Annotated in this window: 10 protein-coding genes; all 10 read right to left on the bottom strand. The window is 54.9% G+C overall.

Annotated features, from left to right (window positions below):
* Window positions 1-184: 184 nt before the first annotated feature.
* Window positions 185-1459 (bottom strand): tRNA lysidine(34) synthetase TilS, encoded by a 1275-nt coding sequence (gene tilS, locus ACVBEJ_RS09935; protein ID WP_447129477.1) that lies wholly within the window; start codon window positions 1457-1459, stop codon window positions 185-187.
* Between the two features lie 390 nt (window positions 1460-1849).
* Window positions 1850-2806 (bottom strand): acetyl-CoA carboxylase carboxyltransferase subunit alpha, encoded by a 957-nt coding sequence (locus tag ACVBEJ_RS09930; RefSeq protein ID WP_447129476.1) that lies wholly within the window; start codon window positions 2804-2806, stop codon window positions 1850-1852.
* Window positions 2807-3073: 267 nt separating this feature from the next.
* Entirely contained in the window at window positions 3074-6757 is a 3684-nt protein-coding gene (gene dnaE / locus ACVBEJ_RS09925) for a DNA polymerase III subunit alpha (protein WP_447129475.1), read from the bottom strand.
* Between the two features lie 166 nt (window positions 6758-6923).
* Window positions 6924-7559, bottom strand: a complete 636-nt coding sequence (gene rnhB / locus ACVBEJ_RS09920; RefSeq protein ID WP_447129474.1) for a ribonuclease HII — start codon at window positions 7557-7559, stop codon at window positions 6924-6926.
* A gap of 25 nt (window positions 7560-7584) precedes the next feature.
* Complete coding sequence (gene lpxB, locus ACVBEJ_RS09915; RefSeq protein ID WP_447129473.1) at window positions 7585-8748, bottom strand: lipid-A-disaccharide synthase; 1164 nt, start codon at window positions 8746-8748, stop codon at window positions 7585-7587.
* A 131-nt stretch (window positions 8749-8879) separates the two neighbouring features.
* Window positions 8880-9650 carry an acyl-ACP--UDP-N-acetylglucosamine O-acyltransferase gene (gene lpxA, locus ACVBEJ_RS09910; RefSeq protein ID WP_447129472.1) on the bottom strand — a complete coding sequence of 257 codons (771 nt, stop codon included), beginning with the start codon at window positions 9648-9650 and terminating at the stop codon, window positions 8880-8882.
* Window positions 9651-9654: 4 nt separating this feature from the next.
* Complete coding sequence (gene fabZ / locus ACVBEJ_RS09905; RefSeq protein ID WP_447129471.1) at window positions 9655-10089, bottom strand: 3-hydroxyacyl-ACP dehydratase FabZ; 435 nt, start codon at window positions 10087-10089, stop codon at window positions 9655-9657.
* 319 nt (window positions 10090-10408) lie between these two features.
* Window positions 10409-11455, bottom strand: a complete 1047-nt coding sequence (gene lpxD / locus ACVBEJ_RS09900; RefSeq protein ID WP_447129470.1) for a UDP-3-O-(3-hydroxymyristoyl)glucosamine N-acyltransferase — start codon at window positions 11453-11455, stop codon at window positions 10409-10411.
* Between the two features lie 252 nt (window positions 11456-11707).
* Window positions 11708-12226, bottom strand: coding sequence for an OmpH family outer membrane protein (locus tag ACVBEJ_RS09895; protein WP_447129469.1), 519 nt, complete (start codon window positions 12224-12226; stop codon window positions 11708-11710).
* A 45-nt stretch (window positions 12227-12271) separates the two neighbouring features.
* A complete protein-coding gene (gene bamA / locus ACVBEJ_RS09890; protein WP_447129468.1) occupies window positions 12272-14791 on the bottom strand; it encodes an outer membrane protein assembly factor BamA in 2520 nt (839 codons plus the stop codon).
* Window position 14792 lies beyond the last annotated feature (1 nt).

Genomic DNA, 14792 nt, shown 5'->3' with positions numbered 1-14792 from the left:
GCGAGCCGCCTTGCGATAACGCTTGTCAGATCGCGCAGAGGCCACAATCAATTTTTAGAAGTGCCCTTAAATCAGCGAAGGAGAGGCTTGCAGAACGGCCCCTTACGGTGCCAAGTCGCCTGAACCCATCTCGATCAAGATGGGAGAGCAGGATAACAGAATGGATTCATGGAAACCACCCGATTCAAATGACTGACCACCAAATTCGAGGTAAATATTCGGCTGTAAAAACATCCGCGGCGGCCAACAGAAAATCACTTTTCGATTCATACAACAGTGGCACCCGCTCCCTCAACCAGGGCTCCAACTGATATTCCTGCAACAGCTTTTTCAGGGTTTGCGAGCTATTGCGGCTGTGTGGCTGGCAGCGTTCGCCGCCTTTTCGAAAGCGCACGGTTACCGGTTGGGCAAATGGTTCAGCAGCGGTTAGTTGGCCGCAACCCTCTATGTGCAGAGGCTGTTTACCATCCCAGATAACCTCTGTTTGCGCATCCGGTGGTGGCGGCATAGACGGCAGCAGGTAGATGCGATTGTTGTAACGGCGCAACTGGCAGTCGCAAAAGTCGATGATTGGGTTGGCATCGGTTTTGGCGTCCAGAAATTCACGGTGGATGCGTTCCAACCGATTTCTGGGAGGCATGGAATAAGCGTGCTTTTGCAACCAAAAGCGAATCAGGTTATGGCGGCGCAGATGGCTCAATTGGGTGAGTGATCGCTGGTCAATACTGACACCGAGGCGCTCCTGCCTTTCATTGGCAGCCTGTAAATCCGCTGTCGCCAGCTGGCGATTGAGTTCGTCGCTGTCGGCGCACAGGCTCGCCACTTGGGAAAGACGCTTCGCAAGGTCTGGCCAGCGCTGTTCTATATTTGGAACTACATTGTGACGCAGGTAATTGCGGTCGTAAGTCAGCTGCTGATTCGACTCGTCCTCCACCCATTGCAAGTTGTGATGCTGCGCATATTGGTGAATATCTTTGCGCGCGATACCCAACAATGGCCGTAGTAACTGCCCTTTACCCAGTGGGCGGGAGCGTGGTATTCCACTCAAACCACGGGGGCCGGAGCAGCGCATCAGGCGGTAGAGTACAGTTTCAGCCTGGTCGTCGGCGTGATGGGCCAGCAACAGCAAATCACCGCTTTCCAGAGCTGCTTCAAAAATTTCGTAGCGGGCATTACGTGCGGCCAGTTCGAGGCTTTCACCAGCTTCCAGCGCCACTCGAAATGCCTGCAGTGGCACATTCAGCTGACGGCACTGTTCGGCGCAATGGGCTTGCCAGTTATTGGCGTTAGGGGAGATTTGATGGTTGATATGCAGGGCGGTGACATTGTCTGGCCCCAGGGTGGAGGCCAATGCGTGTAGCAGTACGTGTGAGTCCAGGCCTCCGCTGTATCCGACAAAAACTCGCCCCGCCGCTTGCAGGGCGGGCAGATCGGTGGCGAGGAGGTCAGTGGTGAACATATTAAGTAGGGTGGGTTAGGGGGTGTTAACAATTAATGAGCCGCTACTGCTGGAGTTCATTTTTTGCTCCAGCAAGGCAGAGGGAGTGCTGTGTAGTCACTCTACATAAGCGACCGATAACGCAGCTGGGGCGACTTTCATTACAAAAGTAAGTGAGCCCAGCCCTTCGGGTTGTCCCTGAAAAGGCGTCATCCTGCGTTATTCGTCGCTACTTCCCACTATAGAGAGGGGAGCGACCAAACCGCACTCCTCATGCCTTGACTGACGCCTTTTCAGGGACAACAGTAGTGACTCATTAATTGTTAACACCCCCTAGCGCAGCGTAATCCACCGTTTGCTCAGATGGTGAATTACGCTGCGCTAATCCACCCTACGGTCTACGGTCGGCAATCAGGCTTCTGGGTTACCGTACGCCATCAAACGCTCGAAGCGTTTTTCCAGCAACCTTTCCATGGGAATGTCTTTAAGGTGTTCCAGTTGCGCGCTGAGGCGTTCCCGCAGGGTCTGGGACATGGCTTCAATATCCCGGTGGGCTCCACCGAGGGGTTCGGGGATGGTTTCATCCACAATACCCAGGGATTCAAGGGTATCTGAAGTCACCCCCATGGCCTGAGCCGCATCGGGCGCTTTTTCAGCGGTTTTCCAAATGATGTTGGCGCAGCCTTCCGGTGATATCACGAAGTAGGTGGAATACTGCAACATGTTGAGGTGGTCGCCCACACCGATGGCCAACGCGCCGCCGGAGCTGCCTTCGCCGATTACGGTGCAGATCATGGGGGTTTGCAGCCGTGACATCACGGCCAGATTTTGCGCAATGGCTTCAGAAATACCGCGCTCCTCGGAGTCGATACCCGGATAGGCTCCCGGTGTGTCGATCAGGGTGATAACCGGCATTTTGAAGCGTTCCGCCATTTCCATCAGGCGCAGGGCCTTGCGATAACCTTCCGGCTTGGGCATACCGAAATTGCGATGAATTTTGTCGTTGACGCCGCGGCCTTTTTCCTCGCCGATGACCATCACTGACATACCGTTAAGGCGGGCAGTGCCGCCGACGATGGCGTGGTCGTCACCGAAGTGGCGGTCACCGTGCAGCTCATCAAAATCCGTAAATACCCGTTTGATGTAGTCCACGGTGTAGGGGCGCTGGGGATGGCGTGCCACCTGCACTACCTGCCAGGGAGTCAGGCTGGAATAGATGCTTTCGGTGAGCTTGTGGGATTTGTCCCGCAGCTTGGCAATTTCCTCGGTGATGTTGAGGTCGTTGTCGTTGCCAACCAGCTGCAGTTCTTCAATTTTGGCTTCCAGGTCCGCAATGGGCTGTTCAAAATCGAGGTAATTGAGATTCATTCGGCGTTTTTTCCCGTTGTTTTTAAGCCAATTATAGGCGCTTTTATAAGCACTTATATGGGCGTAGGGGCAGATGCGCGTAGGGTACTATTTGTTGCCTGAAATGGCCACTAGCTTTGTTGGTTGGGCTATGCCCATTGGTTTTGGGAGGGGGGGGGGGCGGTGTCATAAGCCTTTGCCTTGTTGTCATCCTGAGCGCAGCGGAGGATCTCGTGCTAGCAGCAACCTGTGAGATCCTTCGCTGCGCTCAGGATGACAGAATTAACCTCATTCCCGCCGCCGGTAGCGATTCGCCCCTTTAATCTCTGCGGTTTTCAGCTTGGATCCTTCATAAGCCAGCGATACGTTGTCCACACCCAGCTGTTCCCGCAGTTTATGCAGCAGGTCGTCCCGTATTGATACTTTCCAGTTATCCCCCAAGGCCACGTCGCCACTGGCGTTGGTGTTGCGGCAATTCACGGTAATGGCCGCCGGACCACCGCGATAATCCGCCAGCACTGCGGCCAATTGCGACGCACTGTCTGCCTGGCGATTTTGTGGGCTGTACCTCAAAGACAGTTGTTTTACCGCAAGGTCTCTGGCATCGGACAGGGTTCGTACGGTTTCGGCGCGAATCGCCAGACCGCCGGAAAAGTCATCCGTCTGCACTTCCCCTTCCAGCACCAGAATCTCGTCTTTGGCGATTTTTTCCCGGTAGTCGCGAAAGCGGTCGGCAAACACCAGCGCCTCCATACGACCACTGCGGTCATCCAGGCTGACACTGGCCCAGGGCTCGCCCTTCTTGTTTTTGCGCACCCGCATATCCACCACCAAGCCGGCCACCACTTGCACTTCTCTGGGCTTGGGTTGCAAGTCGTTGATGCGGGCTGAGACAAACTGCTTCAGCTCGCGGTCGTATTCATCCACCGGGTGACCGGTCAGATACAGGCCCAGGGTGTCTTTCTCACCGTTGAGGCGCTCTTTGATGCTCAGGCCAGGCACCCGGTTAAAACTGGTGTAGCTGATTTCCGGAGCGCTTTCCTGGGGCGTGCTGCCAAACAGGTCGCCCATGCCGCTGTCCCGGTTGCGGGCGTTCTGATCCGCCAGTTTCACCGCTTCCTCCATGGCTGCCAGCATAATGGCGCGGCTGCGGCTTAAGTCGTCTTCCTGCTGGGGGCCAATGCGATCCAGTGCACCGCTGCGAATCAGAGCTTCCAGAGCGCGCTTGTTGACTTTGCGGGAGTCCACCCGGTTACAGAAGTCGAACAGATCTTTAAATGGCCCCTCTTTGCGGGCCTCCAGGATATTATCGATGGGGCCTTCGCCGAGACCCTTGATCGCTCCCAGTCCGTAGATAATGTTGTCCTGCTCGTCCACGGTAAAATAGAACTCACCGGTGTTTACATCCGGCGGCAGGGGCATGCGGTTCATTTCCCGGCATTCTTCAATAAAGGTCACCACCTTGTCGGTTTTGTCCATGTCCGACGACATGGTGGCGGCCATAAATTGCGATGGGTAGTGGGCTTTGAGCCAGGCTGTTTGGTAGGACACCAATGCATAAGCGGCCGAGTGAGACTTGTTAAATCCGTAACCGGCAAACTTCTCCACCAGGTCGAAGATTTTCATGGCCAGCTCCGGGTCTACCCCCTGCCCTTTAGCACCATCCTCAAAGGTACTGCGCTGTTTGGCCATTTCCTCCGGCTTTTTCTTGCCCATGGCTCGGCGTAACAAATCGGCACCGCCGAGGCTGTAGCCCGCCAGTTCCTGTGCGATTTGCATCACCTGCTCCTGGTAGACGATAACCCCATAGGTGGGCTCCAGGATGGGCTTGAGTTTGTCGTGCTGATATTTGGCGTCCGGGTAAGCCACTTCCGCGCGGCCGTGTTTGCGGTTGACGAAGTCGTCCACCATGCCGGAGTCCAGCGGGCCGGGGCGGAACAGGGCCACCAGTGCGATCATGTCTTCCACGTTGTCCGGCTGCAGGCGTTTGATCAGGTCTTTCATGCCCCGGGATTCCAACTGGAACACTGCTGTGGTCTGGGCTTTTTTCAGCAGTTTGAAGGTGTCGCTATCGTCCAGCTCAATGGTGTTGATATCCAGCGGGTCTTCACCGTTGCGAGCGCGGGTTTTGTTCACCATATCCAGCGCCCAGTCGATAATGGTGAGGGTGCGCAGGCCCAGAAAGTCGAATTTCACCAGGCCCGCGTCTTCCACATCGTTCTTGTCGAACTGGGTGACCAACCCCTCGCCGGATTCGTCGCAAAACAGCGGTGCAAAGTCGGTAATACAGGTGGGGGCAATCACCACGCCCCCGGCGTGTTTGCCCACGTTGCGCGCCACCCCTTCCAGCTGCACCGCCATATCCCAGATTTCCTGGGCTTCTTCATCACCTTCCAGAAACTCCCTCAGCACCTCTTCCCCCGCCAGAGCTTTGGCCAGGGTCATGCCCACGTCCGGGGGAATCATTTTCGACAGTTTGTCTGCCAACCCGTAAGACTTGCCCTGCACCCGCGCCACGTCCCGCACCACCGCTTTGGCCGCCATAGTGCCAAAGGTGATGATTTGCGACACCGCATCCCGGCCATAGGTGTCCGCCACGTAGCTGATCACCTTGTCGCGGTTGTCCATGCAGAAGTCGATATCGAAGTCGGGCATGGATACCCGCTCCGGATTGAGGAAGCGCTCAAACAGAAGGTCGTACTCCAGCGGGTCCAGGTCGGTGATTTTCTGGGCGTAGGCCACCAGGGAACCGGCACCAGAGCCCCGCCCCGGCCCCACGGGAATGTCGTTGTCTTTGGCCCACTGGATAAAGTCCATCACAATCAGAAAATAGCCGGGGAAGCCCATCTGCATAATAATATTCAGCTCGAAACGCAGACGTTCGTTGTAGGGCTGTTTTTTGGCGGCGTAATCCGGGTCGTTTTTATCGAGAATATCCGTTAAGCGCCACTCCAGTCCCTCGTAGGAAATTTTCTGGAAGAACACATTGGTGCGCACCATATCGTTGTATTCCGCACTGTCCTCCCGGCCCTGCCACTTGCCCGCCATGGCTTTTTTGGCGAAATCTTCCAGTTCTTTATAGGCAGTGTGGTTTTTGAAAAACGGATCGTTTTCAAAATCTTCGGGAATGGGATAGTCCGGCAGATAATAGGTGCCCAGCTCGATATCCAAAGTGCAGCGCTTGGCAATTTCCACGGTGTTTTGCAGGGCTTCGGGAATATCCGCAAACAACTCGGCCATTTCTTGCGGGGATCGCAAATACTGTTGCTCGCTGTAATTGCGGGCGCGGCGGGGGTCGTCCAGCACCCGGCCATCGTGAATGCACACCCGGGCTTCGTGGGCGTCGAATTCGTCGGCGGTCAGAAAGCACACTTCGTTGGTGGCCACCACCGGACAACCGGCTTCGCCAGCCAAATCTACTGCCGCATGCAGGTAGCGTTCTTCATGGGGACGGCCAGTGCGCTGTAATTCCAGATAGAAACGGTCGGGAAAATCTTTTTGCCAGCGACTCAGAAACTCGGCCGCCTGATCGCGGTTACCCGACAATAACGCCCGCCCCACATTGCCCATACGCCCACCAGACAGGGCAATCAAACCCTCGGCGCACTCGCTGATCCACTGGGGTTGCACCACCGGGCGACCTTGAGACTGACCCTGTTGATAGGCGCGGGAAATCAACTTGGTGAGGTTTTTGTAACCTGCGCCGTTTTGCACCAACAGTGTCAACAGGCTGGGTTCATCCTCACTGTCTTCACCGGCCACCAGCAAATCGCAGCCGGCAATGGGTTTGATACCACTGCCCTGAACCGCTTTGTAAAACTTCACCAGCCCATAAAAATTGCAGAAATCCGTAATCGCCAGCGCCGGCATGCCCAACTCCGCCACCTTAGCCACCAGGGGTTTGATACGAACCAGACCGTCGATCAGAGAGTATTCGGTGTGCAGGCGGAGGTGGACGAAAGGCTGGGTCATATCTAGATATTTATTCTGATTTTTGGTGTGACGAGTAGAGCGAGGATTCTAGCAAGAAAGGCAACAGGATACAGGTGACAGGACGCGCTTCGCGCTACAGGAAAACACAACCTGTTATCTGTGAGGGCGTAGCCCGTGCTGTAAGCGCGCAGCGCGCCCTGTCAACTCATACTAAAGGCAACTGCTCCACCTCCAACATGCCCTTTACCGGTTCGAAGGAGCGGCGGTGAATCGCGCAGGGGCCGAGCCGTTTGATGGCATCGGTGTGCTGTTGGGTGGCGTAGCCTTTGTGGGCGGCAAAGCCGTAGCCGGGGTAGTCGTGATCAAAAGCCGCCATTTCCCGATCACGGGTGACTTTGGCAACAATGGAGGCGGCGCCGATTTCCGCTACTTTGGCGTCGCCTTTTACCACGGTTTCACCACGGTAAGACCATTTGGGCATTTTGTTGCCGTCCACCGCCACATATTCCGGCTGCACCGACAAACCGGTAACGGCGCGATACATCGCCATCATGGTGGCCTGCAGAATATTGTAGCGGTCAATTTCCGCTACGCTGGCGCGCCCCACACACCAGGCCAGGGCTTTGTGGGTAATTTCCTGGTAGAGTTGTTCGCGGCGTTTTTCAGAGATTTTTTTGGAATCTCCCAAGCCCTCGATGGACTGTAACGGGTCGAGTATGACGGCTGCGGTGACTACATCACCGGCCAGCGGGCCCCGGCCTACTTCGTCGACGCCGGCGAGTAGCTGGCCGTTGTAGTCGACGCGGTAAGGTTCGGGAGCAGAAACTTTTTTCTTTGCCATAACTTTTTGGCGGAATACGCTGGCGCTAATCCACCCTACTCCCCTGAATCAAGCTAGAGAGTGCATCGGCAGCGGTTTCGCTGGCGTTGCGGCGCAGCAGTTGGTGCAGGCGAGTAAATTCCTGTTTTAACGCCTCGGTGCGTTCCGGGTTACTGAGGTAGTCCAGCAATTCACGGCTGATATTGTCCACTGTGGCATCGTCCTGAATCAGCTCCGGCACCAGGCGCTTGTCTGCCAGCAAATTGGGCAGGGCCACATGGGGCACTTTGACCAAGCGTGAAAAAATCGCGTAAGAGCCTTTGCCCATGCGGTAACTCACTACCATGGGTTTTTTCAGCAGCATGGCTTCCAGGGTGACGGTGCCGGAGGCTACCAGCAGAACATCTGCCGCAGCCATCACCCCCAGAGCATTACCATCGACAACAGTGATATCCAGCTCGGGAAACTGTTCCACCAGAGTATCAATCTGCTGGCGACGATGAGGGTTGGCGGCGGGGATTACAAAGCGAATACCATCAACGTTTTGTGCCAGGCGTTGGGCGACTTGCAAAAACAAAGGCCCCAATTGCGCCACTTCCGAGCCACGGCTGCCGGGTAAAATGGCAACTATCGGCTTGTCACCGGTCATTCCCAACCGTTCGCGGGCGCTGGCCATGTCTGTTTCCATAGGCAAAGAATCTGCCAGCGGGTGCCCCACACAGGTTTCCGCAACCCCATGTTGTTGGTAAAAACGGGATTCGAAAGGAAACAAAGTGAGGATGCGATCAACGCTTTTGGCGATGGTTTTTACCCGACCCTGACGCCAGGCCCACACCGAGGGGCTGACGTAGTGCGCGGTGGTCACTCCGGCGCGGCGCAATTTACCTTCCAGATGAATCACAAAATCCGGGGAGTCGATACCAATAAAGAGTGCGGGTTTGGTATCGCGAAAGTGTTTGTACAGGTCACCGCGCATGCGCAGCAGTTCGGGCAGGCGCTTGAGGGGCTCGACAATGCCCATCACAGACAGACGCTCCATGGGGTATAGGCTGTAAAAGCCCTCGGCAATCATCTTTTCGCCACCCACCCCTTCAAAGCGGACATTGGGAAAGCGCTTTTTTAAGGCGGCGATCAGACCTGCGCCGAGCTGGTCACCGGAGGCTTCGCCGGCGACTATGCCGATGGTGAAGATTGAAGTGTCGGAAGTCATCAAATGCACCTGTCGTCATCCTGAGCGCAGCGAAGGATCTCTATGGCTTTATCAAATCAGGAGATTCTTCGCTACGCTCAGAATGACAAGAAGAAAGTTGCCATTGCTACGCCCGCAATAACGGGGGTGGACTAGCGAATTATCCCGCCTTTAGCCGTTTTAATGCTGTCAATCATCGGCTGAACCGCAGATTCCGCATCTGCCATGGTTTGCAGTTCGACCAACGCATCCTCCAGCGACAGGCCGCGACGGTACAGGATTTTGTAGGCTTTGCTGATAGCGCGAATCTGATCTTTTGAAAAGCCCCGGCGCTTCAAACCTTCCACGTTGACAGTTTTTGGTTCCACCGGATTGCCCGCAGCCATCACATAGGCGGGCACATCGCGATTGATAAAACCGGCGGCGCCGGTAAAGCTGTGGGCGCCCACTTTGCAGTACTGGGCCACCATCGCGTAACCCGCCAGTATCGCCCAATCACCAATCCACACATGGCCAGCCAGGGCGACGTTATTCACTAAAATACAGTGGTTGCCAATAACACTGTCGTGGCCCACATGAGCGTAGGCCATCAGCAAATTGTGGTTGCCGATGGTGGTTTCGGAGCGGTCCTGAATAGTGCCCCGGTGAATGGTGACGCCTTCGCGGATGGTGTTGTGATCGCCCATCACCAGGCGCGTGGGTTCACCTTTGTATTTCAGGTCGGGGGTGTCTTCACCCACGGAGGAAAACTGGAAAATACGGTTGTGCTTGCCGATCACCGTGGGGCCTTTGATCACCACATGGGAATCGATAACCGTACCTTCGCCGATCTCCACATTGGGGCCAATGATGGAGAACGGGCCAACCTCCACATCGTCGGCCAGCAGCGCCGACGGGTCGACAATCGCGTGGGGGCTAATCACAGGTTTATACCTGCTTGAGTGCGCACATCAATTTGGCTTCACAGGCCAGCTCACCGTCTACAGTGGCACGGGCCTCGAACTTGAGGATATGGCGTTTGCGGGACAGCAGTTTGGACTCCAGCACCAGTTTGTCACCGGGCACCACCTGGCGGCGGAAGCGTACACCATCGACACCGGCAAACAGGTAGAGGGTGTTTTCATCGTGATCGTCTTTCTCATCGGCAAAGCCGAGAATACCGGAAATCTGCGCCAGCGCTTCAACAATCATAACGCCGGGAAAAATGGGAGCCTGGGGGAAATGACCGTTAAACACTTCTTCATTGGCGGTGATGTTTTTATAACCCACAATGTGGTCACCGGACTCAATCTCGGTAACGCGATCCACCAGCAAAAACGGGTAGCGGTGGGGCAGATAGTGTTTGATTTTGTTGATATCCATGGGTGCTCCAAAAAGTTCTCAGCCACCGGGGGCCTAAGCAAGCCGCGCATTATAATGCAACTGGCTTGGGGATTGCGAGGCGGATTGGGAGTGAGGCTCTGGCCGCACGTTGCACGTCTGAGGTCGCACGCTAACAATCCGCTCACTTGTCATCCTGAGCCAAGCGAAGGATCTCGAATTTTGAACTGGCACAGAGATTCTTCGCTGCGCTCAGAATGACAAAAAGCAGGGAGCCTGACTTTAGTAAGCCGCTATCACTGGCTCCTCTGTCATTCTGGATGAGATTGCCACGGCCTGCGGCCTCGCAATGACAGGAGCTTTATTCATCAACTTCCGGGAAACGCCTTTCCAGCCTGCGCAGGCGTTTGCTCATGTCGTCCAACTGGTTGAATCGGGCGGAATTGCGGCGCCATTCCCGAATCGGGCTGGTGGGGGTACCGGATCCGTAGGCGCCAGCTTCACTCACACTTTTCATTATCACTGCGGTTCCGGCCACATGTACGTTATCGCCAATATCAATATGCCCCACAGAGCCAGAGCGCCCGGCAAACGTGCAGTGTTTACCAATGGTGGTGCTGCCGGAAATACCGGTAAAGGCGGCCATGGCGGTGTGCTCACCCACTTTGACGTTGTGGGCGATCATCACCTGGTTGTCGATAATCACGCCGTCGGCGATCTCGGTATTGCCCAGCGCCCCACGGTCGATGGTGGTATTGGCGCCGATTTCCACCCGGTTGCCAATCACCACACCGCCAAGCTGATAAATTTTCACCCAGCTGCCCTTTGACTCAGGCGAGCTGTCAGGGGCAAAGCCAAAGCCGTCGGCACCGATAACCGCACCACTGTGAATGGTGACCTGGCTGCCCATTGCAACACCGTGGTAAACCGTAACATTGGCTGCCAGGCGACACCCCTCCCCCAGCGTGGTGTTATCGCCAATAACCGTGCCAGCACCGATAACACTGTCGGCCCCGATTACCACCCCTTCGCCAATCACCGCATTGGCGGCAACGCACACGCTGGGGTGAAGTTGCGCACTGGCAGCCACCACCGCGGCGGGGTGAATACCCGCTGCAGTTTCGGGGGCGTTATCCAGCAGTCTGGAAAGGTGGGCATAGCCCAGATAGGGGTTGTCCAGCAGCAAGGCATTGCCGCCGTATTTGTCCGCCAGTTTTGGGCTGAGAATGACCGCAGACGCTTCGGTTGTTTCCAGAAAGCGCTCATAAGCGGGGTTGGCCAGAAAGGATATCTGCCCTTCGGTGGCCTCTTGCAAGGTGGCAAGGCTGTGTATCTGGCAAGCGGCGTCACCGCGCAACTCCGCACCCAGTTGGTGCGCCAATTCACCCAGTGTCATTTGTTGTGGCATAACCCTCTCCTATATCTGCACTGCCATTGCGAGGAGCCTTTCGTTTCAGGGGAAAGCGATGTGGCAATCTAAAGGCACTGGATCGCCGCGCTGCGCTCGCGATGACATAATCGTCTGCCCAATAATAAACGACCCGCAGTGTCAGCAACACGGCGGGTCGTTAAATTGTTTGCGCAATTTCTGCGTCATCCTGAACGCAGTGAAGGGTCTCAAGTGCTATAAGACCCTTCGATTTATTCAGGACAATATCCGTTACTTCTGGGTAACAGACTTGTTCATACGGTCAATCAGTTTGTTGGTAATGTCCACCGCGCCGTTGTTCCACAGAGCCGCTTCCTTGTTGATCAGGATGTCGATTTTTTCTTCATCGATCAGGGCTTGCAGCTGTTCAAAGGCAATTGGCTGAACTTCCTGCAACAAAGAGCGTTGTACCGCTTGCTGTTCTGCCTGGAACTTGCGCTCCAGCAATTGCAAATCCGCTTTAAAGGCTTCCATTTCCCGGTTGGCTTTGGCTTTTTTGGCATCGTCCCAACTGAGGTTATTGGTTTCAAAATCTTTTTGCAGCTTTTGGGCTTCTGCCAAAATACCGTCTGACTCCGCCTTCAGCTTTGCCAGGTTGGATTCTGCCGCCAGTTCCTCGTAACGCTTTTTCGCCAGTTCAGAACTGGTGATGGCTTTGCCCAGGTCGCACACGGCAATTTTACTTTCCGCTGCTGCCGCAAAGCTGAACAGGGCAATCAGGGCAAAAAGAGTTGTTTTGATGTAACGCACGGTGTTTCTCCAATCTATGATCAAGTTAAATAAATATGAGTGTAATTAAAACTGGTTACCCAGTGAGAACTGGAAACTCTCTTCCTCGTCCAGAGGGCCAGCATTAAAGGGTTTGGAAATACTGAAGGTAATGGGGCCAAAACCAGAAAGCCAGGTGGCGCCCAGACCGAATGAGTAGCGCAATTCACCCACATCTGGCTTAAAGCAATTCAAGTCAGATTGCCCCGGAAGCAGAATAGGTTGATCGCTACCAAGCGTACTCCGTGGATCCTGAAATGTGCTAATCCCCGTTGAACAATTGGTGTCAAAAATATTCCCCGCGTCCACAAAAAAGCTGGCCTGAACTTGAGACTGATCTTTAATAAACGGCAGCGGGAATATCACTTCCGCACTGGCTTCAATAGATACGTTGCCACCAAACGGGTCTGTGGTATCAACAATCAGGCCACCGGGCAGGCTACTTTGCAAAAGCGTCTGTAATGCAGCGGGGTCATTGACATCCACATCATCAGGCACGGTGATAACACCGCGAATACTTCTGGGCCCCAGGGTGTTGCGCTCGAAGCCACGAATGGAGTTAAAGCCACCGCCGTAGAAGTTTTTATAAAACGGCAGGCGCTCGGTATCACCAAGGCCATCCCCATAACCCAGCTCGGTACGCAAGCGCAGTGACCAACCATTGAGGTATTTGCTCAATCGGTTCAAGGGGAAATACTTCTGGCCACTGTAGGTCAAACGGTAGTAGGAAAGATCACTGGCGCCGGGGGGAGACAATTCCAGGTTCAGGCTCTGGCGAGTACCGTTGGTGGCAAAAATGCTGCTGTTCAGAGTAGATTGTATCCACCCCAGATTCAGGGTAAATATATCGTTTTTAAAGCCGTTGTCGGCAACAAACTTCAACACTTCCGCCGAACGGGTACTTTCACCCAATTGCTGAAATTCGTAACCAAAGCCATAACTGAGGCGCTGGGTATTGGACAGCGGGTAGCTGAAATTGACATTAATACCCTGATTCTCGGTATTAAAACCACTGAGATTAAAGCGGGAAAAGTCACTCTCCCGGGCAAAAATGGAAAAACCGGCACTGACCCCGTCCACGTTAAAATAAGGGTCGGAGTAAGAAATAGTCAGCGCTTTCTGGAAGTCGTTGCTGTTAAGGGCAAAGCCCACAGTTTTACCGGTTCCCAGAAAGTTATTCTCTTGCAGATTGCCACCCAGCTGCAAACCGGAGGTCTGCGAAAAGCCCAGCTGGGCACCGATGGAGCCGGAGGGCTGCTCCTCGAAAGAGAGGTTCATATCCACCTGGTCGTCCACCCCGGGCACTTCCGGAGTGTCCACTTCGATGGAATCCCGCTTCACAAAAGCGGTGCGCTGCAGGCGCAATTTACTGCCTTCGATGCGGGCATTGGAGGCCACCGCCCCTTCCATTTGCAGCATTTCCCGACGCACTACGTCATCGGCGGTTTTGGTGTTGCCGCGAATATTGATACGGCGCACATACACTCGCTTTTTGGGGTTGATGGCAACGGTGATTTTGGCGGTACTGTCTTCCCGATTCAGCTCCGGCAATGCCTGCACTTCGGCAAAGGTATAGCCGTCGTTACCAAGGCGCTGAACGATGTAATCCGTACTCAGGTCTGCCAGTTCCTGTGAATAGGTTTGTCCTTCCCGAAGAAAAATCAGGCGGCGAATCTGCTCCTCGGGAATCACCAGATCACCGGACAAAGCCACCTCGCTGACTTTGTAAATATCGCCTTCTTCAATATTGATGGTCAGATACACAGACTGCTTGTCAGGGCTCACGGATACCTGTGTGGAGGTAACTCTGAACCCCAGATAACCGCGGTTTTTGTAGTGGGATTCCAAGCGTTCCAGGTCGCCGGTGAGTTTTTCCCGGCTGTACTTGTCGTCGTTGCGAAACCAGGACAACCAGTTGGTGGTGGTCAACTCAAAATCTTCGCGCAACTCGCTTTCGCGAAACGCTTCGTTGCCAACAATATTGATGTGTTTGATGGCGGCGGGCTTGCCCTCGGTAATATCCAGATACACCGCCACCCGGTTGCGCGGCAGTTGTTCAATGCGGCTTTCCACCGAAGAACCGTACAGGCCGTTCTTGGCGTACTCCCCTTTCAGGCTCTGGGCAATGCCATCCAGTACATCGCGTTTGAAGATACGCCCTTCCGCCAGGCCGTTGTCGCGCATACTGGACAACAACTGCTCCTCGGGAATCTTTTTACTGCCGTCGATGGTGATGGACTCTACCGCCGGACGTTCTTTGATCACAATAATCAGGCGACCACCGTCTTCGGCGAAGGCAATGTCTTCAAAATTGCCGGTTTTGAACAGCGCCCTGGCCGCCTGACGCAGAGACTCCTCGTCCACCAGGTCACCCACCGACACCGGCAGTGCGGCAAATACCTTACCTGCGGAAACCCGCTGCAAGCCCTGAATGTCAATATCGCGAATTTCAAAGACCTTGGCGTATGCACTGCCGCTGAACAGCGCCATTGCCAGGCAAAACCCTACCCACTTGCGTTGCTGCATAGACTTCTTGATTGTTGTCATC

It is taken from the genome of Porticoccus sp. GXU_MW_L64, assembly GCF_052983295.1.
The sequence above is the reverse complement of the archived record's forward strand: the minus strand, read 5'-3'. Positions and strand labels throughout refer to the sequence as shown.